This window comes from Pseudomonas sp. R4-35-07 (assembly GCF_003852235.1).
Classification (GTDB): domain Bacteria; phylum Pseudomonadota; class Gammaproteobacteria; order Pseudomonadales; family Pseudomonadaceae; genus Aquipseudomonas.
Map to the genome: position 1 here is coordinate 2106527 of NZ_CP027732.1, position 26414 is coordinate 2132940.

The 26414-nt window shown below is 56.5% G+C and carries 24 protein-coding genes, 1 tRNA gene and 1 pseudogene; 14 read left to right on the forward strand and 12 right to left on the reverse strand.

What is annotated here, in order from left to right:
* Window positions 1–4: 4 nt before the first annotated feature.
* Window positions 5–3619 carry a transporter substrate-binding domain-containing protein gene (locus tag C4J89_RS09740; RefSeq protein WP_124414346.1) on the forward strand — a complete coding sequence of 1205 codons (3615 nt, stop codon included), beginning with the start codon at window positions 5–7 and terminating at the stop codon, window positions 3617–3619.
* Between the two features lie 133 nt (window positions 3620–3752).
* The gene (locus tag C4J89_RS09745; protein WP_124414347.1) at window positions 3753–4175 is read left to right on the forward strand and encodes a chemotaxis protein CheY; all 423 of its coding nucleotides are present in this window, start codon (window positions 3753–3755) and stop codon (window positions 4173–4175) included.
* 43 nt (window positions 4176–4218) lie between these two features.
* On the opposite strand, the gene C4J89_RS09750 is transcribed toward C4J89_RS09745, so the two are convergent.
* The gene (locus C4J89_RS09750; RefSeq protein WP_124414348.1) at window positions 4219–5298 is read right to left on the reverse strand and encodes a 3-deoxy-7-phosphoheptulonate synthase; all 1080 of its coding nucleotides are present in this window, start codon (window positions 5296–5298) and stop codon (window positions 4219–4221) included.
* A gap of 616 nt (window positions 5299–5914) precedes the next feature.
* On the opposite strand from C4J89_RS09750, the gene C4J89_RS09755 reads away from it, so the two are divergent.
* The 8 genes from C4J89_RS09755 (at window position 5915) to C4J89_RS09790 (ending at window position 13026) form a co-directional block, all read left to right on the forward strand.
* A complete protein-coding gene (locus tag C4J89_RS09755) occupies window positions 5915–6664 on the forward strand; it encodes a carbon-nitrogen hydrolase family protein (protein ID WP_124414349.1) in 750 nt (249 codons plus the stop codon).
* Window positions 6665–7102, forward strand: a complete 438-nt coding sequence (locus C4J89_RS09760; protein WP_124414350.1) for a GNAT family N-acetyltransferase — start codon at window positions 6665–6667, stop codon at window positions 7100–7102.
* Window positions 7103–7243: 141 nt separating this feature from the next.
* On the forward strand, window positions 7244–7609 hold the full coding sequence (locus C4J89_RS09765; protein ID WP_124362154.1) for a helix-turn-helix domain-containing protein: 366 nt from the start codon (window positions 7244–7246) through the stop codon (window positions 7607–7609).
* A 151-nt stretch (window positions 7610–7760) separates the two neighbouring features.
* Entirely contained in the window at window positions 7761–8402 is a 642-nt protein-coding gene (uvrY, locus tag C4J89_RS09770) for a UvrY/SirA/GacA family response regulator transcription factor (RefSeq protein WP_017530522.1), read from the forward strand.
* 1 nt (window position 8403) lies between these two features.
* Window positions 8404–10227, forward strand: coding sequence for an excinuclease ABC subunit UvrC (gene uvrC, locus C4J89_RS09775; protein ID WP_124362155.1), 1824 nt, complete (start codon window positions 8404–8406; stop codon window positions 10225–10227).
* Window positions 10228–10259: 32 nt separating this feature from the next.
* On the forward strand, window positions 10260–10820 hold the full coding sequence (pgsA, locus tag C4J89_RS09780; protein WP_034119069.1) for a CDP-diacylglycerol--glycerol-3-phosphate 3-phosphatidyltransferase: 561 nt from the start codon (window positions 10260–10262) through the stop codon (window positions 10818–10820).
* A 59-nt stretch (window positions 10821–10879) separates the two neighbouring features.
* Window positions 10880–10955, forward strand: a tRNA-Gly gene (locus tag C4J89_RS09785).
* Window positions 10956–11190: 235 nt separating this feature from the next.
* Window positions 11191–13026, forward strand: coding sequence for an integrase arm-type DNA-binding domain-containing protein (locus tag C4J89_RS09790; RefSeq protein WP_124362156.1), 1836 nt, complete (start codon window positions 11191–11193; stop codon window positions 13024–13026).
* Window positions 13027–13108: 82 nt separating this feature from the next.
* Here the strand turns inward: C4J89_RS09790 and C4J89_RS09795 are convergent, their stop codons facing one another.
* The 5 genes from C4J89_RS09795 to mobH all read right to left on the reverse strand — a co-directional run bounded on the left by C4J89_RS09795 (window position 13109) and on the right by mobH (window position 17835).
* Window positions 13109–13780 carry a hypothetical protein gene (locus C4J89_RS09795; RefSeq protein ID WP_124403688.1) on the reverse strand — a complete coding sequence of 224 codons (672 nt, stop codon included), beginning with the start codon at window positions 13778–13780 and terminating at the stop codon, window positions 13109–13111.
* Window positions 13777–14154, reverse strand: coding sequence for a hypothetical protein (locus tag C4J89_RS09800; RefSeq protein ID WP_124403689.1), 378 nt, complete (start codon window positions 14152–14154; stop codon window positions 13777–13779). Before C4J89_RS09800 ends, C4J89_RS09795 begins: the two co-directional genes overlap by 4 nt.
* A 181-nt stretch (window positions 14155–14335) precedes the next feature.
* Window positions 14336–14914 (reverse strand): hypothetical protein, encoded by a 579-nt coding sequence (locus tag C4J89_RS09805; RefSeq protein WP_124409517.1) that lies wholly within the window; start codon window positions 14912–14914, stop codon window positions 14336–14338.
* Window positions 14907–15884 (reverse strand): hypothetical protein, encoded by a 978-nt coding sequence (locus C4J89_RS09810; protein WP_124362159.1) that lies wholly within the window; start codon window positions 15882–15884, stop codon window positions 14907–14909. The genes C4J89_RS09805 and C4J89_RS09810 overlap by 8 nt, the downstream gene beginning before the upstream one ends.
* Before the next feature lie 223 nt (window positions 15885–16107).
* Complete coding sequence (gene mobH, locus C4J89_RS09815) at window positions 16108–17835, reverse strand: MobH family relaxase (RefSeq protein ID WP_124403691.1); 1728 nt, start codon at window positions 17833–17835, stop codon at window positions 16108–16110.
* A 221-nt stretch (window positions 17836–18056) separates the two neighbouring features.
* On the opposite strand from mobH, the gene C4J89_RS09820 reads away from it, so the two are divergent.
* Complete coding sequence (locus C4J89_RS09820; protein WP_007901093.1) at window positions 18057–18254, forward strand: hypothetical protein; 198 nt, start codon at window positions 18057–18059, stop codon at window positions 18252–18254.
* A 131-nt stretch (window positions 18255–18385) separates the two neighbouring features.
* On the opposite strand, the gene C4J89_RS09825 is transcribed toward C4J89_RS09820, so the two are convergent.
* Together C4J89_RS09825 and C4J89_RS09830 are read right to left on the reverse strand one after the other, a co-directional pair.
* Entirely contained in the window at window positions 18386–19348 is a 963-nt protein-coding gene (locus C4J89_RS09825) for an ArdC family protein (protein ID WP_124403692.1), read from the reverse strand.
* Window positions 19349–19480: 132 nt separating this feature from the next.
* Window positions 19481–19809, reverse strand: a pseudogene (locus C4J89_RS09830) (hypothetical protein).
* Between the two features lie 437 nt (window positions 19810–20246).
* On the opposite strand from C4J89_RS09830, the gene C4J89_RS09835 reads away from it, so the two are divergent.
* The 3 genes from C4J89_RS09835 (at window position 20247) to C4J89_RS09845 (ending at window position 22134) form a co-directional block, all read left to right on the forward strand.
* A complete protein-coding gene (locus tag C4J89_RS09835) occupies window positions 20247–20978 on the forward strand; it encodes a hypothetical protein (protein ID WP_011334428.1) in 732 nt (243 codons plus the stop codon).
* Window positions 20978–21571 carry a hypothetical protein gene (locus tag C4J89_RS09840; protein WP_124403693.1) on the forward strand — a complete coding sequence of 198 codons (594 nt, stop codon included), beginning with the start codon at window positions 20978–20980 and terminating at the stop codon, window positions 21569–21571. The genes C4J89_RS09835 and C4J89_RS09840 overlap by 1 nt, the downstream gene beginning before the upstream one ends.
* Window positions 21572–21750: 179 nt before the next feature.
* A complete protein-coding gene (locus tag C4J89_RS09845) occupies window positions 21751–22134 on the forward strand; it encodes a DUF3742 family protein (RefSeq protein WP_124403694.1) in 384 nt (127 codons plus the stop codon).
* A gap of 9 nt (window positions 22135–22143) precedes the next feature.
* On the opposite strand, the gene C4J89_RS09850 is transcribed toward C4J89_RS09845, so the two are convergent.
* The 4 genes from C4J89_RS09850 to C4J89_RS09865 are packed head-to-tail and all read right to left on the reverse strand — an operon-like array spanning window position 22144 to window position 26346.
* Window positions 22144–23688: a conjugal transfer protein TraG N-terminal domain-containing protein gene (locus C4J89_RS09850; RefSeq protein WP_124403695.1), complete on the reverse strand. Its 1545-nt coding sequence runs from the start codon at window positions 23686–23688 to the stop codon at window positions 22144–22146.
* Window positions 23689–23698: 10 nt separating this feature from the next.
* Window positions 23699–24007: a hypothetical protein gene (locus C4J89_RS09855; RefSeq protein WP_124403696.1), complete on the reverse strand. Its 309-nt coding sequence runs from the start codon at window positions 24005–24007 to the stop codon at window positions 23699–23701.
* Between the two features lie 3 nt (window positions 24008–24010).
* Window positions 24011–25393, reverse strand: coding sequence for an integrating conjugative element protein (locus tag C4J89_RS09860; RefSeq protein WP_124403697.1), 1383 nt, complete (start codon window positions 25391–25393; stop codon window positions 24011–24013).
* Window positions 25390–26346: a TIGR03756 family integrating conjugative element protein gene (locus C4J89_RS09865; RefSeq protein ID WP_124403698.1), complete on the reverse strand. Its 957-nt coding sequence runs from the start codon at window positions 26344–26346 to the stop codon at window positions 25390–25392. The genes C4J89_RS09860 and C4J89_RS09865 overlap by 4 nt, the downstream gene beginning before the upstream one ends.
* Between the last annotated feature and the right edge of the window lie 68 nt (window positions 26347–26414).

Consider the following 26414-nt stretch of genomic DNA (forward strand, 5'->3'; position numbering starts at 1 on the left):
TGAAATGACCGCCATCGCGTTCAAGCGGTTCGCCACGATCCTCTGGTTGAGCCTGTTGCCCATGGTCGCGATGGCGCTTGATGAGCCCAATGTCTTGCGGCTATTGGGCCACTCCCGTATCACCCCTCCGACCGTCACGCTGCAAGAGGCTGACTGGAGCTGGTTGCGCGAACGGCGCACATTGCTGATGGGGGTGTCCGCTCCTGATTACGCCCCGTTTGACCTGACCAATAACCGTGAAGAACTCGAAGGCATCACCGCCGACTTTGCAGCGCTGATCAGCCAGGCCCTGAATATTCCCATTGAGGTCCGGTGTTACGAAACTCGAGATGAAGTGATTGAAGCCCTCAAGCGGGGTGATGTGGACTTCCTCGGCTCGGCCAATGGCTATGAAGCGGCCGACCCGCAACTGGTCCTGTCCCGTTCCTACGCCAATGACCAACCCACTCTGGTGACCCGCACCAGCGATAGCCAGGCGCTGACCGAGGACTTGGCGGGCAAGCGCGTGGCGATGCTCTATCACTATCTGCAACCTGAAGTGGTGCGGGCGTTTTACCCCCATGCCCAGGTAGAGTTGTTTTCTTCGGCCTTCGAGGCCATGGGCGCAGTGGCGTTCGGCCGCGCCGATGTGTATCTGGGCGATGCTATCAGCACCAATTACCTGATCCACCGAAACCAGCTCAATGTTGTACGCATGGCGGATTTTTCAACCCTTGAAGTCAACCCGTTTGCCTTTGCGTTCACCCAGCGGAATACGCGGTTGCCGCCGATCATCAATGCTGCGCTGGAGGCAATTCCCGCCGGTGAGCAGATGGAAATATTGCGCCGCTGGAGCGGCGGCAACCTCGGGATTGTCGGGGCCGGTCGTTTGCACCTGAGTGCCAGCGAACAACGTTGGCTCCTCAAGCATCCACGGGTCAAGGTCGCGGTACTCGACAAACTGCTGCCGCTGTCGGTCATCGACGACCAGGGGCAGTTCGAGGGACTGAGTGCCGAGGTGCTGGCGCGCATCAGCCTGCGCACCGGTTTGAAGTTCGACGTGGTGCGGGGCAACTCGATACCGCGTCAGATCGACCAGGTCAACGTGGGCGCGGCGGATATGATGGCGGTCGTGACCCCCAGTGTTGAACGCGCCGAAAAGGTGCGGTTTACCCGTCCCTACCTGACCAACGCCTTGGTGCTGATCACCCGAGGTGATCAACACAGCCCGGTCACCTTGGAAGATATGATAGGTAAACGCCTGGCGATGATCAGCGGCAATGGGCTGCGCGATACGATCTCACGGGACTTTCCCGGCATCGTGTTTATCGATGTCGAGAGCGCGGAGCAGGCGATGGCGATGGTGGCGAATGGCGAAGCGGAGGGGACGGTCAACGCCCTGATCAGTGCGCGCTATATGATCGCCCGGTATTACCGCGACCGGCTGCGAATCACCAGTACGGTCGGCTCCGAGCCTGCGCGAATCACGTTCGGGGTCAACCGCAGTCAGTTGGAGCTTTATTCGATCCTCGACAAAGCGCTGCTGAGCATCACCCCGCAGGAAATGGATGAGATGATCTCTCAATGGCGCAGCGAGGTGATCATCGAAGACAGTTATTGGCTCAGGCACCGCAACATGATCATCCAGGGGTTCGGGCTGGCCGCGTTACTGCTGATCATCACATTGAGCTGGGCCATCTACCTGCGCAGCCTGATTCGCAAGCGCGTCCAGGCCGAACGGGCCTTGAGCGACCAGATGCGCTTCATGAGCGTGTTGATCGACGGCACGCCGCACCCAATTTATGTGCGTGACCGGCAGGGGCGATTGATGGCCTGCAATAACGCTTACCTGGACGTATTCGGTTATAAGCTCGAAGACGTGATTGGTAAAACCGTGGTCGAAACCGACGCCGACAACCTGCCCCAGGCTCAGTCGTTTCATCAGGATTACCTGCGCCTGATGGCAGAAGGCGAGCCGCAGATTCATGATCGAATACTCAAATTGCCCAACGGCGATGCCCTGACCATCTACCAGTGGATGCTGCCCTATCGCGACGGTGACGAGAAAGTGGTGGGCATGATTGCCGGTTGGGTGGACGTCAGCGAGCGCCAACAGTTGTTGGGTCAGCTGCAAGAAGCCAAGGACGAGGCTGACGCCGCCAACCGGGCCAAGACCACCTTCCTGGCGACCATGAGTCACGAGATCCGTACGCCGATGAACGCGGTGATCGGCATGATCGAGCTGGCCCTGAAGAATGCCGAGCGGGGCGTGGCCGACCGGGATGCCCTGGAAGTGGCGTCGGAGGCTTCGCGTGGCATGCTGGAGTTGATCGGCGATATTCTCGACATCGCACGGATCGAGTCCGGTCATCTGTCGTTGGCCCTGGAACCGGCCAATCTGCACGAGTTACTGACCTCGGTGGCGCGGGTGTTCGAAGGTCTGGCGCGGGCCAAGGGGCTGGCGCTGCAGGTTGAACTTGATCCGTTGATCGACCGCGTGGTCCTGATTGACCCACTGCGTTTCAAGCAGGTGGTGTCGAATTTGTTGAGCAATGCCATAAAGTTTACCCACGAGGGCGAGGTCAGGCTCGGTGCTCATGCGGTGATCGAAGGGGAGCATCTGGAGCTGAAATTCTGGGTGCAAGACACCGGAATTGGCATCAGCGCCCACGACCAGCTGCGCCTGTTCAGCCCCTTTATCCAGGGCAGCAATGGCGAACAGTCGGCACGTAGCGGCTCCGGCCTGGGGTTGGTGATCAGCCGCAACCTGTGCGAAATGATGGGGGGGCGACTGCACTTGAGCAGTGTGCTGGGGCAGGGCTCGCGGGTAGATGTAACGTTGGCCTTGGTCATGACCGCTGTATTGGCGCAGGAGGGGGCGTCGGCAAACCCTCCGGCAGAGCCGCCCGATGCCCTGAGTATCCTGGTGGTGGACGACTACCCGGCCAACCGCTTGCTGCTGGCTCGGCAGTTGAGTTTCCTGGGCCACCGTATCACCACGGCCGAGGACGGGATTCAGGGGCTCGAGCAATGGCGTGCCGGGCAGTTCGATGGCGTCATCACCGATTGCAACATGCCGTTCAAGAATGGCTACCAGTTGGCACAGGACATCCGCGTATTGGAGCGTGAACGAGGCCTGGCGCCGTGCCTGCTGCTGGGGTTTACCGCCAACGCACAACCCGAAGAGGCCGAGCGCTGTCGGCAAGCCGGTATGGATGGGTGCCTGTTCAAACCCACCGGGCTTGACGATTTGCGCGTGGCGCTGGCGTCGCGCTCCACTTACGCCCTGAGCCCAGAGGCGGCAGCGTTTGATTTGAGCACCTTGATCGCGTTGACAGGCGAGGACCATCACGCGCTTACCGAATTGTTGACCCCCTTGCTCGACAGCCTCGAGGCGGACCGGGCGCTATTGCCGACGCTGCAGCGCAAGGCGGACTTCGCCAGGCTGCACGACCTCGCCCATCGCGCCAAGGGCGGTGCCCGCATGGTCAAGGCACAGGTGTTAATCGCTCGCTGTGAAGCACTGGAGGCAGCCTGTGAAAGCCAGGACCGCAACGCGCTGGGGGTGGCGATCGATGAGGTGGCGCAGGCGATGATCGCTTTGCATGAGGGGTTGAGTCTCCATTGCAATCAGCCTTGATCCCGATAACAACCATTCGGAGCTTTTGGGAGAAGTCCTACGTGCTGGGGGAACATGCCTGATTTTGTCGTCGGGATTTGTCTGGAAAATGGGCCACGCTCACTGACGAGCGCTGCCTGCCCAGGGGTTTGCCATGCCGAACAAAGCACTGACCGTCCTGCTTGCCGATGATCTGCACTTGCAGCGGCTCTACATCGAAAAGATGCTTAACCAGTTGGGGTATTACCGGATCGTGCCGGTGCAAACCTTCGAAGAAGTCCAGATTCTCACCGCCATTCCGGCCGAACCCTTCGATGTGCTGATCATCAATGCGGGGCTGGCGGCCCATGCGCGTGGGCCCCACCCTCAGGCACGCCATGTATTGATCTACGACGACCTTGACCTGGGTGGTCCCGGCGGCGCAATGCCGACGGTAGCGGTACGCCTGCCGGGCGTACCGGATAACGTCAATCTCGAACATTTCATGGACATCATCGACCCCCCCGAGGCCATGACCGGCTTGCGGGTTTTGCCGTGGCTAAGGGCGCTGTCCCGCGGACCGGTGGTCGGCGTCTAGGCCCACGTAACTGCCCAAGTGGCTTGTGCCCGATGACGGCCAATCATTGGGTATGGCTGTGTTCACGAAGGCGCTCGGCGGCACTGCGCAGCAACTGCTCGGTGCCCGCCCAACCCAGGCAGCCATCGGTTACCGACACGCCGTATTTCATTGACGGGCTCAGAGGCTGGCAACCTTCGAACAGGTGGCTTTCGAGCATCATGCCGATCAGCGACGTATCGCCTTGCAAGCGTTGCTCCAGCACCTCGCTGAACACCGCCGGCTGGCGCAACGGGTCTTTGCCGCTGTTGGCGTGGCTGCAATCGACCATGATGCGTGCCGCAACGTTGGATTTGGCCAGGTCATGTTTGACTTGGGACACGCTCTGCGCATCGTAGTTTGGCCCGCGGTGACCGCCGCGCAGCACCAGGTGGGTGTCGGGGTTGCCAGACGTCTGGATGGTCGCCGGATGGCCCTGGCTGTCGACGCCGAAGTGGCGGTGCGGGTGCGAGGCCGAGCGCATCGCGTCACAGGCAATCGCGACGCCGCCGTCGGTGCCGTTTTTGAAGCCAACGGGCATGCCCAGGCCGCTGGCCATTTCGCGGTGGATCTGCGATTCGGTGGTGCGCGCACCAATCGCGACCCAACTGAGCAGGTCATCGAAGTAGCCGGCGGCCATGGGTTGCAGCAGCTCGGTGGCGACCGGCAGGCCCAGGCGCAGCATTTCGCGCATCAGTTCCCGGGACAGGGTCAGGCCTGCGGCCATGTCGTCGCTGCCATCGAGGTGCGGATCGTAAGCCAGGCCTTTCCAGCCAACGGTCGTGCGCGGTTTTTCGACGTAGGCGCGAATGACCAGCAGCATCTGGTCGCTGACTTCAAGCGCGAGCTTCTTCAGGTTGCGCGCGTATTCCAGGGCCGATTGCGGGTCGTGTATCGAGCACGGGCCGACAATCACCAGCAAGCGTGGATCATGCCCATTGAGGATGGCGCGCACGGCTTGGCGGTGGGCGTGCACCTGTTCATTGAGGAACGGGCTGAGGGGCAGTTGATGCTTGAGCTCAAGGGCGCTGGGCAGGCGCTGGGTCAGGGCTTCATTGGCGCTGTCCAGGGTGGAGACGGGCAAAGCGGCGACAGAGACGTTCATATTCTAGATTTCCTGGGCAAGCGGCGGGCAATTCCCGCGCGCTTGGCCTACTGGGGTGTTCGACAATTGGCCGTATCGGCTACGTGTGTTGGCTTGCCACCAAGAGGTGACCGGTCGGAGGCGGCAGGCTGTCCCGAACGGGGCTGGCTAAATCGCCATGCAGCGCAAGTGTCGTGGCGGTAATAGGTGATGGTGTTCATGGCGTGATTCCTTTATTTAAGTGTGCTGATCAAAAAAATTATCAGGGCCTGAAAAAACAAAACCCCCGGTCGGGGAGCCGACCGGGGGTTAGATTTCTCTGGCAGGCGACCCCTTGAGTAGTGGGCGCCGATTTCAGGTATCAGGCGCGCCAGCGGCTAAACCAATACCCAAAATAAAAGCTGACCAGTGTGCTCGAACCGTTCACACGGGTAGCCGACACCGAGCGCGATGCGCTGGCAGCGGGGCAAACCTGAGTGTGGGTGAGTTGCAACATGGCATGTCTCCAAATGATGCGGGGAGCTTACTAGAGCGGCGCAGGTGGATTCAATCAGTAATTTCTATCGCATGGGGGGACTTACGGCTATGGGGGGAGTGTCGATATGCTGAACGCACTTAAGATTGCCAGGACGCAACCATGACTGCCTTGACCCTTGCTGCGGCGCAAACCCTTTCCATCGCAGGCGACGTAGCAGCCAACATCGCGCGACATCTCGAGTTCATGCAGGCTGCAGCTGCACAGGGCGTGCAATTGCTGGTGTTTCCAGAGCTGTCGCTGACCGGCTATGAGCCCGCGCTGGCAGCCAAGCTGGCCATTGCGCCTGAAGACCCACTGCTGATGCCATTACGCGAGATGGCGCGGGAGCTGCAGTTGACGGCGGTGGTGGGTATGCCGATCCGCCTGGCGCCAGGGTCGGATGTGCTGATCGGCGCCTTGGTGCTGGGGGCTGATGGCTCGGTGGCGGTCTATACCAAACAGCATCTGCATCCGGGCGAAGAACTCGCGTTTGCGGCCGGGCAGGGCGGTGCGGCGCTTGAGTGGGGGAAGGATCGTATTGCGCTGGCTGTGTGCGCTGACTTTTCCCACGCCAGTCATCCGCGCCAGGCGGCGCTGGCGGGCGCCACGGTCTATGCCGCAGGCGTATTGATCAGCGAGAGCGGCTACGCCACGGACAGCGCGCTGCTCCAGGGGTATGCGGCCGAGCATCGCCTTCTGGTGTTGATGGCTAACCATGGTGGCCCGTCGGGCGGCTGGGCTTGTGCCGGCCGCAGTGCGATATGGGCGGATGATGGTCGTTTGCTTGCGGCGGTGCCTGGCGTCGGCGAAGCGCTGGCGATTGCCCGTCGCGATGGCGAGCGCTGGGTTGGGCACGTGGTGGCTGTGTAAATGCCTTTCTACCTGCGCGCTGCGACGGACCACGACCTGCCTTTTGCACGATCCCTGACTCACCGGGCGATGGACCGTTATTACGTGCAAAACCAGTTACTGTGGTCCGACGATGGCTTTGATAGGGCCTGGGCTGCTCGAGAAAACTGGCTGATTTACGCGGATGACTGCGTTGTCGGGTTTATCAGCCTGAGCCGTGATAGCCACGCGCTCTATATCCGCGAACTGCATATGCTCGAGGCCTATCGCGGGCTCGGTGCGGGCACTTGGGTGCTGGAGCAGATGGCGCTCAAGGCCCAAGTGCCGGGCCTGTTGCGTTTAACCGTGTTCAAGACCAACCCGGCCAAAAGGCTTTATCAGCGCACGGGGTTCAGCGTTGTCGGTGAAGAGGCCGGATTCTGGCGGATGGAACGCGTTTGTCGCTCAACATCCTGTTGACGGTGCCGTTCCTTGATGTTTCAGCCTGGCCTTGTGCAGGGGTACGCATTGCGGGCATAGTTCAAAAAACCGTTTAATTTGTTTAACGAAGTGATAAGCCTGTCACCTCTTGCGGTGTGCCAAATAGGATCATGCATCCAGATGAGTGGAATCGGTTCGCGTTTAAGGCAAGAAAGAGAGCGACTTGGCCTGTCGCAAAAAGTGTTTGGTGAAATCGGAGGCGTCGAAGCCAACGCCCAGGGCAAATATGAAAGCGGTGGGCGCGCGCCCAAGGCCGACTACTTGTCTCGCGTGGCCGGCAGAGGCGTGGATGTGCTGTACGTGTTGACCGGGACCGCGACGCCGACTCCACTGGAAAATCTGAGCCAGCTTGAAGAAAAAGTGCTGGTTGATTACCGGGCATTGTTCAAGGAAGACCAAGAGGCAATCCGCCGCCTGACGTCGACCCTGGCCGAGCATTCCCTTTCTCGCCATGGAAAAACCAAGCCTGCGCCGCAGGATTCCTGACCTTTTGCCCAGCAAATCCGGCCGTTCGCCGCTCGATAGAGGCGTGCCGAGCGCTCAAACTCCACATATATGACGCTTGCAGCTAGGTCTGCGCCCTGGTTTTTTGCTAAGGTGTTCAGCAACCTATAAGACCATATCGCGAGGTGTCTGCTTGATTAGGGTGCTAGTAGTCGATGACCATGATCTCGTTCGTACAGGCATTACACGAATGCTGGCTGACATCGACGGCCTGCAAGTAGTCGGCCAGGCCGAGTCGGGGGAGGAATCTCTGATCAAGGCCCGGGAATTGAAACCCGATGTGGTGTTGATGGACGTCAAGATGCCGGGAATCGGCGGTCTGGGCGCCACTACCAAATTATTGCGCAGCCATCCGGATATCAAGGTTGTGGTAGTAACGGTGTGCGAAGAGGACCCATTTCCTACGCGTCTGCTGCAGGCGGGAGCCGCGGGTTACCTCACCAAAGGCGCCGGCCTGGCGGAAATGGTGCAAGCCATTCGCCTGGTATTTGCCGGCCAGCGCTACATCAGCCCGCAGATTGCCCAGCAGCTGGCCATCAAATCCTTTCAGCCCACCAGCGACTCGCCGTTTGACGCGCTGTCGGAGCGGGAAATCCAGATCGCCTTGATGATCGTCGGTTGCCAGAAGGTGCAGTCGATCTCCGATAAGCTGTGCCTCTCGCCCAAGACCGTCAACACCTACCGCTATCGCATCTTCGAGAAACTCGCCATCAGCAGTGATGTTGAATTGACCCTGCTCGCGGTGCGCCACGGCATGGTGGACGCTAGCGCCTGACATGACCACACCGTTTGATCCAAGTGCCTTTCTCTCGACCTGCAGCGGCCGCCCCGGCGTGTACCGTATGTTCGACAGCGAGGCGCGCCTGCTCTACGTAGGCAAGGCCAAGAACCTGAAAAACCGTCTGGCGAGCTATTTTCGCAAGACCGGTCTCGCGCCGAAAACCGCCGCCCTGGTTGCGCGTATCGCCCAAGTCGAAACCACCATTACCGCCAATGAAACTGAAGCGCTGCTGCTTGAGCAGACGCTGATCAAGGAATGGCGGCCGCCGTATAACATCCTGCTGCGTGACGATAAATCCTACCCCTACGTGTTTTTGTCGGATGGTGCCTTCCCGCGCCTGAGCATCCACCGGGGTGCGAAGAAGCAGAAGGGCAAGTATTTCGGGCCTTACCCCAGCGCCGGCGCCATTCGCGAGAGCTTGAGCCTGCTGCAGAAGACGTTTTTTGTGCGCCAGTGTGAAGACAGCTTCTACAAGAACCGTACGCGCCCGTGCCTGCAGTACCAGATCAAGCGCTGCAAGGCGCCCTGTGTGGGCCTGGTGGAGCCGGCGGAGTACGCCGAGGATGTGCGTCACTCGGTGATGTTCCTCGAGGGGCGCAGCAACGCGCTGACCGATGAACTGTCCGGGGCCATGGAGCAGGCGGCCAGCACCCTGGATTTCGAGAAGGCTGCCGAGCTGCGCGACCAGATATCGCTGCTGCGCCGCGTCCAGGACCAGCAGAGCATGGAAGGCGGCACCGGCGACGTCGACGTGATCGCGGCGTTCGTCAACCCGGGCGGCGCCTGTGTGCACCTGATCAGCGTGCGTGGCGGGCGGGTGCTGGGCAGCAAGAACTTCTTCCCGCAAACCGGGATCGATGAAGACGTCTCCGAGGTGATGGCCGCGTTCCTCGGCCAATATTATGTGAGTAGCCCTGAGCGCGACTTGCCGTCGGAGCTGATCGTCAACGTGGTCCACGAGGATTTCCCGACCCTGATCGAGGCGATCCATGAACTGCGCGGTCGCGAGCTAGACATCAGCCACCGCGTTCGCGGCACCCGTGCCCGCTGGCAGCAGCTGGCCGTGACCAACGCCGAACAGGCCCTGGGCGCGCGCCTGGCCAATCGACAGCACGTCGCCGCACGCTTCGAAGCCCTGGCCGAAGTGCTCAACCTGGACGAGCCGCCCCAGCGCCTGGAGTGCTACGACATCAGCCACTCCAGCGGCGAAGCCACCGTGGCCTCCTGCGTAGTGTTCGGCCCTGAAGGCCCGATCAAGGCCGACTACCGGCGTTACAACATCGAAGGCGTTACCGCCGGCGATGACTACGCCGCCATGCACCAGGCCCTCACGCGGCGCTTCAGCAAGTTGAAGGAAGGCGAGGGCAAGTTGCCCGATATCCTCTTGGTGGACGGCGGCAAGGGCCAGTTGTCCATGGCCCGCGACGTCCTCAATGAACTCGCCGTGCCCGACCTGATCCTGCTCGGGGTGGCCAAGGGCGCCACGCGCAAGGCCGGTTTCGAGACGTTGTACTTGAATGATGCCGCGCATGAGTTCACTTTGAAGGGCGACTCCCCGGCGCTGCACCTGATCCAACAGATTCGTGACGAAGCCCACCGCTTCGCCATTACCGGCCACCGTGCACGACGCGGCAAAACCCGCCGAACCTCAACCCTGGAAGGGGTGGCAGGGGTCGGCCCGACGCGGCGTCGCGACTTGCTTAAACATTTTGGTGGCTTGCAGGAGCTCTCCCGTGCCAGCATTGACGAAATAGCCAAAGCACCCGGTATCAGTAAAAAGCTCGCTGAATTGATTTATGCCAATCTGCACAGCGAATAGAATGCCTTCTCACCTCGTAGCCAGTTGTGCCGATGAATATCCCTAATCTGATCACCGTTCTACGCGTCCTGCTTATCCCGATTTTTATCCTGCTGTTCTATTTGCCGTATGAATGGAGCTATGTCGCCTCCAGTTCGGTATTCGCCTTTGCCGCCGCCACCGACTGGCTTGACGGCTACCTGGCGCGCCGCCTGGAGCAAAGCACCCCGTTTGGCGCGTTCCTTGACCCGGTGGCCGACAAACTCATGGTCGCCGTGGCCCTGGTGCTCTTGGTGCAGGAACATGGCAACTTGTGGCTGACCCTGCCGGCTGCCGTGATCATCGGTCGCGAGATCGTTGTCTCGGCCCTGCGCGAATGGATGGCCGAAATCGGCGCCCGCGCCCACGTCGCCGTATCGAACATGGGCAAATGGAAAACAGCCGCGCAAATGCTCGCGCTGGTCATCCTGCTGGCCAATCCGTCGGACTTCTCGTTCTGGGTCCTCACCGGCTACGCCTTGTTGCTCATCGCTGCAGGCCTGACGCTGTGGTCCATGCTGCAATACCTGCGCGCCGCCTGGCCCCACCTGCGCACCACCGTTGAAAAGAAATAAACTTTTTTGAATCAAGGGGTTGACGGGTGCTGGGGATTCTATAGAATGCGCATCACCAAGCGGGAATAGCTCAGTTGGTAGAGCACGACCTTGCCAAGGTCGGGGTCGCGAGTTCGAGTCTCGTTTCCCGCTCCAAATATTGCGCTGCAGAGTTCCACTGAATTCTGTAAGTGATTGAAATCAGGGCCTTTAGGCCCTTTTTTCGTTCCAGCGGGAACCACTGAAATCCAGCTCCATCCAGTGCTTTTAAGTCCCGATTTAAGTCCCGAATGAGGATCTTGGATTTGGATGTGCACTGAATCGGTTTTTTGCTGGAGCAGCTTGGATAGCGAGACGAGCATCTGGCCCTGACTCTGTTCAGGAGCTCGCTATGGCACTCTCGGATACTACCGTTCGGCAAGCCCGAATCACCGGCAATGACTACACGATAGGCGACACGGATGGGCTTGCGCTCAACGTGACGGCTCGCGGCGGAAAAATCTGGCGTTTCAGATACTACTGGGCGGGCGTGCAGAAGCGCATGTCTCTGGGTAGCTATCCGCAAATCAGCCTCAAAGAAGCCCGCGTCCGACGTGACGAGGCGCGAGCCTTGGTCGCCCAAGGCATCAATCCCTATGAGCACCGTAAGCAGCAGCGTCGTGCTGTTCGTTTTGCGGCAGAGCACACCTTTGAGGCTGTGTTCAATCAGTGGGTGGAGTTCCGTAGGCTGAGCCTGAAGGAAGGGCGCCAGAGTACGCTCTCGCAAATCCTGCGAATCTTCAATAAGGACGTTCTGCCCACGCTCGGTGTGCGGTCTATCTACGATATCAGTCGTCATGATTTGCTGGATTTGCTGAGCAGGATCGAACAGCGCAAAGCCTTAACGACCGCCGAAAAATGCCGGACCTGGTTCAACCAATTGTTCCGCTATGCGCTGGTGAAGATCGAGGGGCTGGAACACAACCCAGCTTCAGACCTTGATGTGGTTGCACTCCCCAAACCTCCGGTTACGCATAATCCATTTCTTCGTATGGACGAGCTCCCGGCATTGATGGCTGCTCTTCGAAACTACGGTGGCGCCAACCAAACTCGGCTTGGCCTTCGGTTGTTGCTGCTGACCGGTGTCCGCACGGGCGAATTGCGGTTGGCAACACCCGACCAGTTCGATCTGGAGAAACGGTTGTGGGTGATACCCGCGGAGGTGGTGAAACAGCTCCAGCTAGCCATGCGAAAGCCAGGTAAGCAGACCCAAAGTGTACCGCCTTATATCGTGCCGTTGTCGGTTCAGGCTCTGGAGATTGTGCGTCACTTGCTGGAACAGGTTGTCCCCGCACAACGCTACTTGTTTGCGCATCGAAGCGATCTGAGCAAGCGTATCAGTGAGAACACGCTGAATGGCGCGTTACGCCGGATGGGGTACGCCGATCAACTCACCGGTCATGGCATGAGAGCGACGATCTCGACGGCGCTGAACGAGATCGGATACCCGAAGGTGTGGGTGGATGCCCAGCTTTCTCATGCCGATCCAGACAAGGTGAGTGCGGCCTACAATCACGCGGAGTATGTCGAGCAACGCCGGACGATGATGCAGGACTGGGCGAATCGTCTCGATCTTTGGGGGCAGGGCCAGCTGAAAGCGGCAAGCTCTCCGCTTACCATCCGATTGGAGGGGGCCGCTTCGCTGCCGTCGCTGGAAAACGTGAAAACGAATTCCATTCAATTCAACGGCGCCTTTCCGATGACAACCGTCTCGGCGCCCAAGGCTTCGGTTAGCAACGAACCAGCTCTGATTGTGTCGCACCAGCCGCCTGTCGTACCTCTTTCGGCCCCGACTGAAACGCCGCATAAATCTCACGTGTCTGACATCCAGCGCGAACGCGCCGAGATGCTTGCCATTTATGAGGCCGCTAGTAATTTGCCGTTACTGGTTTTCGCGAAATTGGCTGGCAAATCCCGAGATCAGATCAACCGTGATATCAAGGCTCGCCGTCTGCTGTCCCTGAGCCTGGGGAATCGCGGTCAGCGCATTCCGGATTGGCAGCTTGATCCGTTGCGGCATAAGTTGGTACTCGTATTGCTTGAGCGGTTTCCAGATGTAAATGCTTGGACGCTTTATCGGATGCTCTGTGAGCCCCATGAGCGACTAAAAGGCTTTTCACCTATTGATGCTCTTACTCCCGAAAATTTCAATCAAACTACAAGAAAAGTGGTCCAATGCTTAAGCTAAAAACTGTGGTGCTATATCAACGCGGTGACAAGGACTGCGTCGCGTGCTTGAGTGATGAGCGCTCTTGCTATTAGAGCGCTTGTCAAATAATAAAAATTTCAGATTTTAGAAACTCTATAAGCCGGTTGGAATCTTTTCCTGCGGTTTTGAGCCCTCCATCTCTTGTTATAACAAAGCTCGCAACAAAATCCCGAGTGGTTGATTTAAATGTCAATGCCGATATGTAGTAGGCTCTTCCGGCGATCAACTGCTCAACCGTTTCTTTGATGTTCAATCCGCCAGTTGCAGTGATTTTTGCAGAGGTACCCTCGCCAAGGTCTATCTGCGAGATACTTATTGAGGTGTTTTGGAAATTCGAAGCTAAGAAATTATTGGTATAAGTGAGTTTTCTAATGTCCAAAGAGATGGGTTCGATGGAAAAATTAAAACCACTAGCTTCGCCAAGTTTCATTATAAATGTGTTTAAGTTTCTTCCTGGATTGATGATTTCCAAAGTGTTACTGCTAAAAAATATCTTAAACTGTGTGTCCCTATATACGATTCTGCGGGTGGTTATGGTTTCGCCAAATGGATCTTTTTGGGATTCGTCATATTCAATTCTTTCGATATATCTTGCCTCGATTCTATCCTTGCGAAAACTTGAGATTTGAAAACCATCGGAAGAATATTGATTGAACTTTATCTTGTTGATTTTTGAGTTCAAAGTTTCGGCGTCTAAACTAGAGGAAAACTTGTACCATTTTATTCTGGTCATTGCTCGTCTTCCTTTTGGCTGCCATTGGTGTACGAGGTTTGCTCTGTCTTTAAGTTATGGATCACAATTTGAGCTGTCTGCTCAATTAGTGCAATATACTCTCGTTTTTCATCGTCTTTGAATGATCTAATGCTTTTTGTGTATTCAAGGCTGCTAAAGTTGTAATACCCTTTGATACTGAATTTAAAACCTTCCCCAGTTTCAGGTTTCTCAAATCCAGCAAAAAATTCTACTCGCTCTCTTTTTCCTGAAGTTTTATCGGACCTCCATACGATAGAGGCTATGTAGAATCCTCCGTTTTTGAGATCTTGGTATTGTTTAGAGCTGAGAAGGCTTTCTCCACGTAGTGCTGCGTTTTTTACTACGCCTAACATCTCATCCCGGGCTTCATCACTAATGTCCGCTTCCTCCTCGTCATCGCTAGGCAGATTGTTCTTTGTGTGGCTGGACTCAACTTTTATATTGGTAACATTGCTAAGTCTAAATCCGGGTAGTGATGTGATAAGTCGTGTGAAAAATTCAGTTTTTGCGAGATGTCCCGAAATGTCAATTAGCTCAATTTTTAAGATAGGAATGATTTCTTTCTTTTTTTCTTCTATCCTGTTTGTTAGTTTTTTTTGCTATAGATTCTCCTTTGCTGTTTGCTGGGAATCTCAAGATTGTATTTTTTGAATTAACCTCAAACTCAATGTCGGCTTCTTTTTTGATGCGTTGCATCAGTCTGCTTTTGGCGTAGTTCAAGTCGGAATATTCTATCTTTACGGTGATCTTGTTTCCGTCTTGAACTATCTTTACTTTCTCATCCTCCTCAGGACTCTCTTGGAACTCCTTGGCAATTTCCTTGATCTCTTCAATAGTCAGACTTCCATTAAGCGTTTCACTCTTGATTTTGTCACTTCTATTGTTTTGCTCACGCCTAGAGAGCAAAACATTCAGGTCGTAATAATCATGCGGGAGAAGTGAGATTTTTTCTGCAAGATCATCTCTATCTTCATTTGCAGAGTAGAAAATCCCTTTGTCTTTTGCGAGCTCTAAAAGAACGTGTTCAGTTAATCGTTGCTTGGCTGATTTTAGAACGTCAAAAATTTCTTTATCAGTAGCACAATAATAGAGTGGATTTTTTTTATCAGTCATCACGCATACCTATTTCGACCTCTGAAAATGTTTGGGTGGTAGTCGTCATTTGGGAGAATTCTATGCTGTTCAATATTTTTCCGATTTCTCCACCGCCGCAACGTTCCGCATATTCGTCGACAGCTAGCTTGAATTTAGCGTTTGCTGATTGATGGGGGTCAAGAATTTTTATTGTCACTTTGTTTCCGCTGACTAGAACCTGATAATGCATAAGGCAGTCGATCAGGTATAAAAACTCGGCTTGTTCAAAGCCTCGTTTCCTATAAAAGATTACAAAATCATTTTTGGGAGCGTCGGGAACCATAGAGTACTGCATGATGATCCAAGAAGAGGTAAGCATTTCAAGTGTGGCAGCTGGGGCCTTTTCAAGCTTAACGTTTTTTTTGTTTGATAGATGAGGGTAGAAAAATTTGCATTGATTGCGAGATGGTAAGTCTTCACTGCCTCGCATTCTAAGTATTTCATCCTTGACATTGTTAAGCCAGAATATATCCGCAGGGCTTAGTACGACGAGCTTAGAACCTTTGGGGATGTTGAGCTCTTCGCTTTTTATATTTTCAATTCTTTTGGAGAAATCCGCATCGAACTTCCCATCATGGTTGTAAATAAAAAGCAATCCGCAGATATTTTTTGCGACATGTTCGTGAGTGTATTCAGATTGCCACGGTTGGCTTTTTTCTGCACACTCCAAGCTGTTGGCCAAACTCTTTACGGCCACTTTAACTTTTTCAGTCGTAATTGTTTCTTTCTTGTAGCTTTTTAGGTCGCAGTTGATATAGGTTCGAGCTTGTGAATACGGCTCTTCGTACCAAAAAACAATATCGGTTGGGTGGGTCGAAACGCTATGTTTTTCAGGTTCTTCGCAAGTCCAGTTCCTATCGTGCGGGCCAACTCTGTTCCATAAAAACTCTCCGAATATACCTTTCGAGAGTATTTCCGCCATTTTTGCAATATTAGCTGTCTCAGCCATGTCATTCCTTGATTATTGATTTTAAAATATCACTGTACTGTCTCATTGCTATTGCGTCCATCGTAGTTAAGTCGATTCTAAAGCTCTAGGCAAGTCCGGAGGCGCACGCCTATGAAGTTTCAGGAGTGTGCCGCACGACGGTTCGGGAGGAGGCACTGGAGGCCTATCGGGAGGAGTCTGGAGGGCGCCAATTTTTATGGTGACGTTGTCGAAATCTCTACATTTAGGTACTGCCGGTTATTTCTAGGAACGGGTTATCCTCTGGTAGTTTCTCGAATAGGTAGTCGGGGCTTTGTAAGATATATCCTTGTATTTTCGAGGTTTTTCGTGGCCCCCTCACCGTACATACCCAGATATTCATACCGTTGCCACGCTTTCTATGAACCCTCAGTTTCTCAAACTGCTTCTGCACCCAACGCCATTCTTCGATCTCTTGGCAGGCGCCCAGAGAGATGCCGGGGAACTCCTGCGTATAGCGTTGAAAGAGACCAGGGGTGACCAGAAATACGTTCCCACCCACCGTGTGGATTTTGGCCTTGCTGTCATTGATGATCAGCCTGTGACTCCGGATGCCTTCTTTGACCCAATTCAGGAATGCCTGGCCAGGGTCATCCGACGAGGGATTTGAGATTTCGAGAATGTGTGCTGACGATTCGTCGCTGACCTCAGGCTCTTCCAGCTCGAACATATCCAACAGCGTGCCGAGAGAGTCAGCGTCTTCCATCGCCATGGGATTTGTCAGCGAAGAGCTTTGACGCGATCCATTACTGACAGTCTTAGGCGCTGGAGGTGATGCCGAAGCGTCAGACGGATGGTCATCGGTTACCACGCTCACTGTTCCGCTGAAAGTCTCAGGCCGGTCTTCGTTCCCCCAAATCAGTGCCGGTTGAAGGCGCAGAAAGGTGAAATGCTGCTGCCAATTTCCCTGTGCCACAAGCGCGGTCCAGATGGCTTTTCCTTCCGGCGTGGACTCAACCAATCCGTGCGACTGCAGCTCATCGAACACTGCGAGGTTGGACGAGGGAATGCCCTCAATCGATTGCGACAGTAGATAGGCTCGCAGCTTGTCCGTGACCGTCTTGTTGACGAGCCAGAGCGCGTCCTGGGTCAGCCATCCCGCGGCACCTGGCTGGTTGAGTTTCAGTTCGTGCTGAACCAGATGACGCAATCCGCTGATCAAGTGATGTTGCAGCGAATGAATCGGTGCTTGCAGCGCCTTGCTCGGGTTACCACCGATGTTCTGTGCGGTGGAAACGCGGTCGGCCTGCATCACCAACTCACCGAGCACGCCGGCACGTTCGTACTGGCCCGCCAGGACATACAGCAGATTGGCCCACAGAGGCGGAAATCCACTGAGCCAATCGAGAATTGGCCGGTCGATAATCTGGTTGTAGAGCAAGCCTGCGGCCGCGCCGTGCAAGTGGTAGTCGCGCCCCTTGAGATAGCGGAAACGATACGGCTGATCCAGGGAACCCTGCCAAGGATGCCAAACACGGCCATCCTGGCGTTCGACAAACAGGTCCACGGCAATCTTGCCGATGTCATGGAGCAACGCGCCATAGGCGATGCCAGCGGACCAAGCGTCAGTCTGGGCGGCCTGGTCTTCGGGCGCCGCACCAGTGGGAAGCAGATAGGATTGGCGCAGTTTCAAACTGCAGGCGACCAGTTCCAGTCCATGGTCGAGCATGCCGCCGAGATACGCATGGTGGTGCGTCTCGCTGGCCGGGAGTTGCTGGACCTGTTCGGCGTAGCGATGGATCGGATTTAAATAGAGCTGGATGAACTGCGCGTGGGAGAGGGCGGTGTACTGCCAGATGCGATCGAGCAGCTGGCGGCGGTGCTCCGCGGCTAACAAGTTGTGAGCCGACTCGATGGACAGGTAACCTTCGGCGACGTTGACGGTCGGTGGCAGAGGGGGCTTCTGCCTTTTGCGGCGAAACAGGCTGAGCATCGTGACCTCCGGAAAGTGGCTGGGTCAGTGGCCTTTTAGCCTTTTCGGATAGCGCTCTTACCCTTGAGTCCCCATTCCCTTCCAACCCTTACCCGTCCTTTTGGCTCGTGTCCCTTTGCATGGCAATCGGAATATGGATACGGCTAGGCATCGTTTTGTTGGGGCTAGTACGGCAAAGACAAGAGTCGGTACACTGCGGTGCATATTTTTTGGGTCTAGCCATGAACCTCACTGACGCCACGCTCGTGCTGCTGCTCGCGGCACGTATCCATGGGACCGACGAAGCCGTCCGGGCCTCGGCGAAGAGCGTGGTCAAGAAGTTACCGCGCAGTAAACGCGATCTGATCTACAAGGTGATCGATAGCCGGAGTCCGCTCGAGCTGGTGGATTTTCTGGCGCAGAACCTGGATGCGGAATGACAGGCTGCGGGTGTGTGCCCATCCCTGACTCTTTGCGTCAGTGCCGGCGGCAAAAGTTTTTTTCTGGGCGCAGAAAAAAGGGTCCAACTCGTGTTGGACCCTGTGAGGCGTTTGCAGCGGAGAGGTAACGATCAAGCTCCATCGTTCATGCAGAGTGAGTCGTCCAAGACCGCTCGCTTCAGTTGCTGCTCCAGGTTGAGTACATATTCCGAGGCGCTTCGGGCCTGACCACTGGCGCGAAAGATCGCGCGTTTGTCAGCCTTGAGCAGGCCGAGCCAGGAGTCGATATAGCCCTCGTGCCGCACCTCTCCCTGAATGCCGGCGTAAGCACATAAAAAAGCAGCGCCCATTTCGGCGATCAACTCCTCAAACGCGTAGCCTGGCGAGCCGAACGGACAGGATGAAGTCACCCCCTCGCGCTGCAACCGAGCGTGATGCCCGGTCCAGTGCGTCAGCTCGTGAAGTGCGGTGGCGTAGTACCCACCTTCATCGTGAAATTGCGCTTTTGTCGGTAGTTGGATGAGATCCCTGATCGGGTGGTAAAAGGCTTCGTCGGCAGATCGATGAACGATGTGTGCACCCGAACTTAACAGCAGATTCTCCGCGGCGCCGTTGGGCTGGAAGGGATCACTCTGTTCCGTCTCGATCAGGGTGTCATTGAGCATTTCGAGCCCTTCCGTTTGCTCGATGTTGAACAGAAAATGTGTCCTGAGAATGCCGAAGTGAGCGACCTTGGGCTGACCGTTTTCATCGAGTACGGGTTGGCCTGACTCGGTCTGTTCCTCGCGCTCCATCGGCTTGTAGAGTACCGCCAGGGCGCTGTGCTCACCCTTACGGATGTGCCCGCCGGCCTTTTTGGCTTGATTGAAGGTCAGCCAACGATCTTGAGTGAATCCCCGCAACCTGGCCTCGGCCCAGAGCAGCGGTAAATTGATGCCCGAATACGGACGTCGCGTGATGGCGTTGATGGGGTAGGGTTGATGATGACCGACGTCAGCGGAGCCACTTGAGGACCAGGGTTTGATCCAGGGAGCAACGCCTTGGACTAACGCGGTAACGATCTTGTCAGTTACGTCTTGGTAGATATCGCGCATGGCAATTTCCTCGAGAGAAAAACGGAGGAACGCCTTGCCCGTCGGGGGAGGGTTCCCCGGTTGGGTGATGGGTTGGATTGATGCAGGTCTTGCATGCCGTCCAAATGTGGAGGTGGGCGCCGCCAATTGCGCTTAGAGCAGGTGTTCTCCTGCAAGCGCTATCAACAAGGCGTCAGGCTGGTCCGGCTCTTGGAGCAGACTGAGGCTCAGTTGCAGCAGCGGGTCATGGTGTGGATGACCCGTTGGCGCGATGTGGGCTACCTCGAACAGCACATAGGGCTCGTGTGGATAGGCCAGGTGAGCCTCGAAAGCTGCGCGCAATACGTGGCTCAGCCGATCGACCTGCAGCCTCTCAGGACGACCTGAACGCTCGAGCAGTACTGCGCATTGCCACGCGCCAGCGTGAACACAATGGGCAACCGAAGGGTGTTCAGTGTTTCCGGTGTAAGTGAGTCGGGCATGGAATGTCTCCGTTGAAACGCGAAGAAACCTGTCCCGTGGGGGAAAGAATTTCCCCGCTGTGGGTTGAAGAAAAACAAGAAGGTTTGCCTGGCGAGCAGAGCTCGAAAGGCGCTCAGGAGAGCAGTAGGCGTTCATCACCGTAGAAACGGTCACCGTGCGAGCCACCGAACGCTAATCGCACTTGGGGAGAACCATCACCGAAGTGACGTAGCCTTGAAGGTTCTGGCTACCTGGGAAAATGCTGTCGATAACAGCGATCCGTACCCGGGTTTAGCCGAGCTGTTCGCGAATAGCAACGAGATAAACCAACGCTTTAGACGAACTGAGTCTACTGAAAGCCAGCCTTGTTTTTCGACCGGATTGACTGACAAACGGTTAGGCTTGGAGCGCTACCGGCAAGCTTCTAAAGGGCGTGATACTAGGGTGATGATGTTCAATGAAGTTGTATGAAAATGTGGTTATCGGAAATTTTCTCTACGGGCTGGGGTTCGCTCTTGGTTCACAGCTGAGATCCGGTCAGTTACCAAGTATGGTGAACTTGCTTCAACAAACGCCAGACGATAAACGATTGGGGGATTTGCTGATGGCATTCCCTGGCACAGTACGTTTGATCGAGTTTAAGACTGAGGCTAACAAGTCAAAAAAAGAGGCTGGTCGTCACCAGTTTCTATCTCGAATTTTTTCCGAAAAATTGGACGAATTGCCTGACCTGCCAGGTACTTCGCGGCGGGTGCATTGGTACATCGAAACGGCGCCTCTTCCCAGCGCTGCACTGTCGGCACGCATTGAGCCCTATCTCGATGCATTTGGCGAAGGCGCCAGGCAACGGCCTAAGTCAAGCGAGAGGTTCCAAAATTTTATCGAGGAGCTGGCTGCTGGCATTCTGCAACGCAGATCGGCTGAGATTACAAGGGCTGAGCGCGACTACATCGATCTGGTGCGGCTTGCTCAAGGGCCAGAGGAGACCGGAACAGGCGGATTGGTGCTGGTGGCCGGCAGCGGTGGAGGTCTGCATTTCGCCGCCTTACAGGATTTGATGGATTTGAACCTGTCCCACAAACAATGGATCGAGTACAGCCAGGAGCGATATCTTTCCCTTCAGAGAGAGATGAAGCAACCAGATCACGAGATGCCCGATCTAAAAGGTCCAACTTTAGGAAGATATTGATGGCCGGAACAAGTCAAGAGCAAGCGCACGATCGAAATTTTCAGGCCCTCTTTGGCGCGGCTCGCAAAGTTCTCGAAGCTGTAGAGATCGATGAGAGCAAGTCTCGACGGGCTACTGAGGCGTTGCGTGAGCTGCAGGATAGCGTCGAAAAGAAGCTGGTTCGACTGGAGGCGGGCGTCAAACAGAGCATCGAGAGTTCTGCACAGTCAACTGCGAATCAAGCCGCTGAGCTGTTGAGCAAGAGATTCACGGAGGCAGATGCTGCCGCTCAGCGGGCTGCTGAACTGTACAACATGGCAGCAAAGAAATTGAATAGCAGGCGTTGGCTCTACTTCCTGTCGGCGCAGGCTACGATCCTTACATTGGTAGTAGTGTCTCTCTATCTGTGGGTGCCGTCGTTAGACGAAATAAAAGCGCGTCGAGGCGAGGTGGCGAGGCTGGACGAATTACGCAGTCGGGTTGAGTGGTCGAAATGCAACGTTGGGAATGGTCAGACGCGCGATTGCATACGCACGGACGAATCGGAGCATGCGGACTTTTTCGAAGACCGCACAAAAAAGGGCAAGACCTATCGCATACCGAAAGGTTACTAGCCGTTTACGGGTCCTATTCTTGGCGGACTAGGATATGGGGGCTGTTTTCAACGCGCAGCCCATATCAACGCTCGCGGCGCCGTCTGAGCAAACTGATAAACGGTCAGATATCGACCGCTTTCAGTAGTAGGCTAATACTCTTGCCTCAACCATGAAAACGCTCAGAAGAGGGCGAGACCATGCCGACTCAGCAACCTGTTCAAAGTTTACGTGCCCACCGCTGGGCGTACGCCTGTGGTCTGTCGGTGAAGCGTGGTTATCGTAAGGTGAAAGCGTTTGAATCCCGCGTGGTTGAGAGTGCGGAGACGGCAGGAATGCCCGCAGGTAAATTACTTGTTCGCGGGAGTTTTCTAGTTATCAAGTTGGCAATAGCCGCCGGACTCCTTCTAGTTAGCTTATGGTTCACAGTGTCGGTGATGATCCTTATTGTCTTGTGTTGGGCCATCGCCAATGGAACGCCTATCAAACCTAAGGATGCTCTCCGGTACAAGGCATATGGCGACCCATATGGTGAGTATGAGTATGGCCGCGCACCCGGTCAGCCTGATTTAAAAGACCTGTAGTGGAGTTCTTCACCCCTTCCTTAAGGCTTTTCCAGCAGATATCAGAGCTCCAGCGCCCCTTGCACCGGCGTCCTGCGCTTGAGCTGCTCCTTTGCTAAGCATGCCGTCGGCAATTGAGCCAACGCTATATCCTGCCCAGCTCATTGCAGCCAAAAACAACATCGGAAGCACGACGAACATTGCCCCCATCACGTACTCGATCACCTGCGCGGTGACCGTCCCATCCATAAGTCCGGATGTGGGCAGCGACAACAGCACCTGATTTGAAGCCGAAACCTGGTTGTACAAGGTATCGAGCATACTGGAGTCGACCCAACGCGCCAGTTCCCACCAGAAGCTCAGCATGTGTAAGGTGAACAGCGCGAACGTCACGGTCATGACGGTCTTCAACTGGTAGGTACTGACCAACAGAATCAGCGGCAAGCTGATGATGACGCCCATGATCAGGAAAGCCTGCACCATCGGTAGGGCGGCGCGTAGCGCATTCATCGCCGGAAAGTTGCTGAAGGAGCCGAGGGCCAGCCCGGTGTTGGTAGCCAGGTTATTGAGACTCTGATTGATTGAGCCCCCGCGGGCGCTGGAGCCATAGTCCTGGTACACCTGTCCGGGCGACATGGACATCGTTTGCTGGCGCGGGCTGACCAGTTCGCGCAGGGTGGCATCTTCGATCTCGTTGCTCGAGCGGCCAGTCAACCAACCTTTCAGCTGAGTCAGCAGCGATGGATCGACCTGCTCGATCAAGCGCTCGCGCAACCCGACACCGCTGTCGCTCCACCACTGCTTGCAGGTGGGGTAGCCCGCACCATTTTCTAACCGCGGCAAGGATACATCGCGGTTGTCGTCATACGGCCAATTGACGCGCGGTGTGCGTGAACGATCCGTATCGTAGTAGCCGGGCGTATCGAGCAAATAGCTTGAGCCGATCCAGGAGGCGTCATGACTTTGTGCCTTGTCCAACTGCGGACGGTTGGTGAACAGCCGAGAACGGGAATAGCCGTAGCAGTCGCGGGTGAAATCGGCGACCTCTTGCAGCAGCACCTGGCTGTCGATGCGCGAGCTGTCGATCTCCATGCGCATTTGCCGGATATCCGGTGCGCAGGGGATGGAAGCGGTGGCCGCCGCGGTCACGCCTTTGCTCAAGGCATGCACCAGAAACCACCAGATCGGTACGTTGGCGGAGCGTTCGCCGATAGTATTGAAGGTCATCCCCCAGGCGGTTTCCGTCGGTTGGGCCACACTGACGCCGCAGCGCTGGCTTGCCGCATCATTGAACGCCATTGATGAGAGGCTCAACGGAAACACAGGCGCGCAACCGAACAAGACGACGATGTAGGCCAGCCACAAACGGTTCTCTATCCGTGGCACCGAGAGCAGCCCCTTGTTACCTTCGTCCGCGCCTTGCTGACGGGCCGACAACCATTCCTGGAGGATGATTGCACCAAAGGGCGCGGCGAACAGCCCGGTGTCGGACAGGACACTCCAGAGGCCGTTGTTGATGATCCAGGCCAGCAGAGAGAGGTAAAACTCCAGGTAGCTGTTGGTGCTCATAAGCATGGTGCTGACCTCACAGTCGGGTGAGTTCGACGCAGGTAAAGAGCACGAGCCCTATTGTCCCGATGCGTTTCAGGCGCAGTCGATCCTGTGGTCGATGTCGGTAGCGCCGAAGCAGGTCCCACCAGAGCGCAAAGAGGGCGGCGTAGAGCAGGGCGCGCCACCACCGCAGATAAGGTCGTGCGGATTCGAATGTCTGCTGCCAGACCTCGAAACTACCCAGCGCAGTGCGGCCAATCCAGGCGACCAGTGCGGCGGTCAGGATCATCGCCGCGGCAATCCCCAGACTCGAAAGCAAAGTGAATAGCGGTGAGCGTTTCATGGCTCACTTGCGCCTGGCGTCAGCATCATTGAGTCGACCGGGCTCGGGGTCGCCTTGCTCGACGGTGCGCGAAGCATCGGCACCACCGGCATGCCGATCGAGCACCAGGCTGGCGGTATTGGTCGTCAGCATCTGCCTGACCTGCAACTCGGTCTGCAGCAGGCGAATTTCGCGCTCCAGGGTTTCGATATTTTTCGTCAAGGCGGTTTGGGCTGGCTCGGCGGAGGCGATGTTCGGTTCGTGACTGCCTGCCAGCAGCGTGCGCAGTAGCAGCAGTGCTTTGTCGAGCACACTGGACAAGGCCGTCTCGCTGGCCAAGCGCCGTGTCAACAGATCCTGGTCGGGATCGTCGCGCAGGGCTTCAATCACGCCACGGGTCACCGGCAGCATTGGGCTGGAGGCTTTAGTCAGATTGTCAGAAGTAGGCGGCAGCGCGCCAGACAACAGCCCTTGCAGGGCCTTGAGGCGCTCGTTATAGGCCTCCTGGATCAGCGGCGTCAGTCCGCTGCCAGCGGTCGCACGCAGAGTTTCGCAGCTGTCGCAGGTCGCGACTTCGTTCTCGCCCAACACCCGAACGGCCCAGTCGGACTCCTCCTGGGGCGAAGCCCATGTCTGACAAATAGCCCCTCCCAGGCAATCACTGCTACTGATCGAGGCACTGTCATCCACCGACCGGTTATGCAGCAGGTTATAGCCTGCGCGGACCACGTCGGCGGTCACCCGAATGGGTGTCTGTCCGTTACCTCCGGCTTTCGAACCGCCGACCCAGGACACCCCATTGTTGCCGTTATGGGCCTCGGTGTTTTTCACCGCTGCCACCGCATCACCGCCGGTTTGCTCCAGATTGCCCTGCATCTCCTGGTTTTTGGCCAGCGCACCCCAACCGGCTTGACCGACCTTATCCGCCATCTTTTCGGCCATGGCCTGGCAGGTTAGCTTGGAGCGGTCGAAGTCGATCCGACCTTGCATCACCCCGTTACTGAGCAACTCATAGAGACCGGGGTTGGCGCGTTGGATGATCAACGCCGGCAGCGACATCACCGCTTGGGTCGCGTTCTGCACGATGCTGCCCATGATCTGCTGGAAACCTTCGGTGACGCCGTTCAGCTGGTTTTGCAGGGTGTTGGTGAGGCTCATGTTTCCGCACATCATGTTCGCTCGCCAGGAGCCGCCGACACCGAGACCACTGGGTCGGTAGAGCGAACTCGGTGAGCCGACTGCCGAGCCGCCACCAATGGTGTACATCACTCGGTCATCGAGCACTTCGCCTTGAGTGCCCAGGCGGTAATCGCCTTCGGCGGCGTGGGCATGCGTGGCCATGGCGAGCAGTCCACAGAGCAACAGACTTATCATGCCCAACCAGGATCGTACGAGAAACCGACTCATGAAGCACCTCCTTCGAAGTCAATGCTGAACAGGAAGGTCTGCCCCTCACGCTTGCAGCAGCTATAGGGGCGCCACAACGACCAGGCGTAGCCGCCATCCGTGCTCTGGACCGGATCGCTGGGGAAGATGGCGCACGTGGGCTGAACCTGGGGGTAGAGCAACTGCCATTTGTGGGTTGAGGCGTCGTTTTCGACGATCGGGCCAGGCGGCCAGTAGCCGTCGCGTGGTATGGGTGTGAGCGGTACATACACATGCGGCTGCCAGCTGCGGGTCATCACATCGCCGGCCCGTTGCGCCATGACCGCGGCAGCCTTGAAGTCGTCGGGCTGTACCAGAAAACCCTGCCGGGGATAAACGTTACCCCACATGTTTCCCGTGGCCTGACGTCCGATTTCACGGATCCCCGGCACGAGCGACTCGGGGTAGAAACTTTCCGGGATGCCATGGCGCCAGGCCAGTGAGTCCAGGGTACTCAGGTAGTAAGGCATGAGTGCAGTTGCACCGCTGGCGCAGGCATAGCCGGATTGCGAAGCCAGTTGCGTTGCGATCCAGCCACCGGGGTGGCCGATCCCGTCGACGTTCTTAAAGCGGGGCAGGTTGTCGCGGTGGGTGTTCGGGGTGATCAGGTTGCCGCCACCTTCCGCACCGCTGATGGGAGATGAGAGGGCAGCCATCTCGGCCCAGGGATTGTTGCCGGTGGTGGTATAGCTCGAAACCACCAGTTCAGGAATGAAATGACGAACCTTGGTTGAGGTTTTGACCTTGCAGCCGAAGGGTGTGCAGAGGAGCCAGAAACAAATGCCTACGACCTTGTATGCGAGGCAATTTGGCGAAAGCACAGAGGCGGTGATGCTGCCGGTATCCAGCGCCATGCTTGGGCCGCACGCCAGCAGGACGCCCAGCGCCAAGGGCCGTAGCTTTGTGGGCGTGATTGACGAGCAGGCAACAGGCATGATCCAGGCTCTCAGTGTATGGCCTGGGCAGGTTCGGTTAGGAACCGAAGACTGTCAGTGGAAATTAT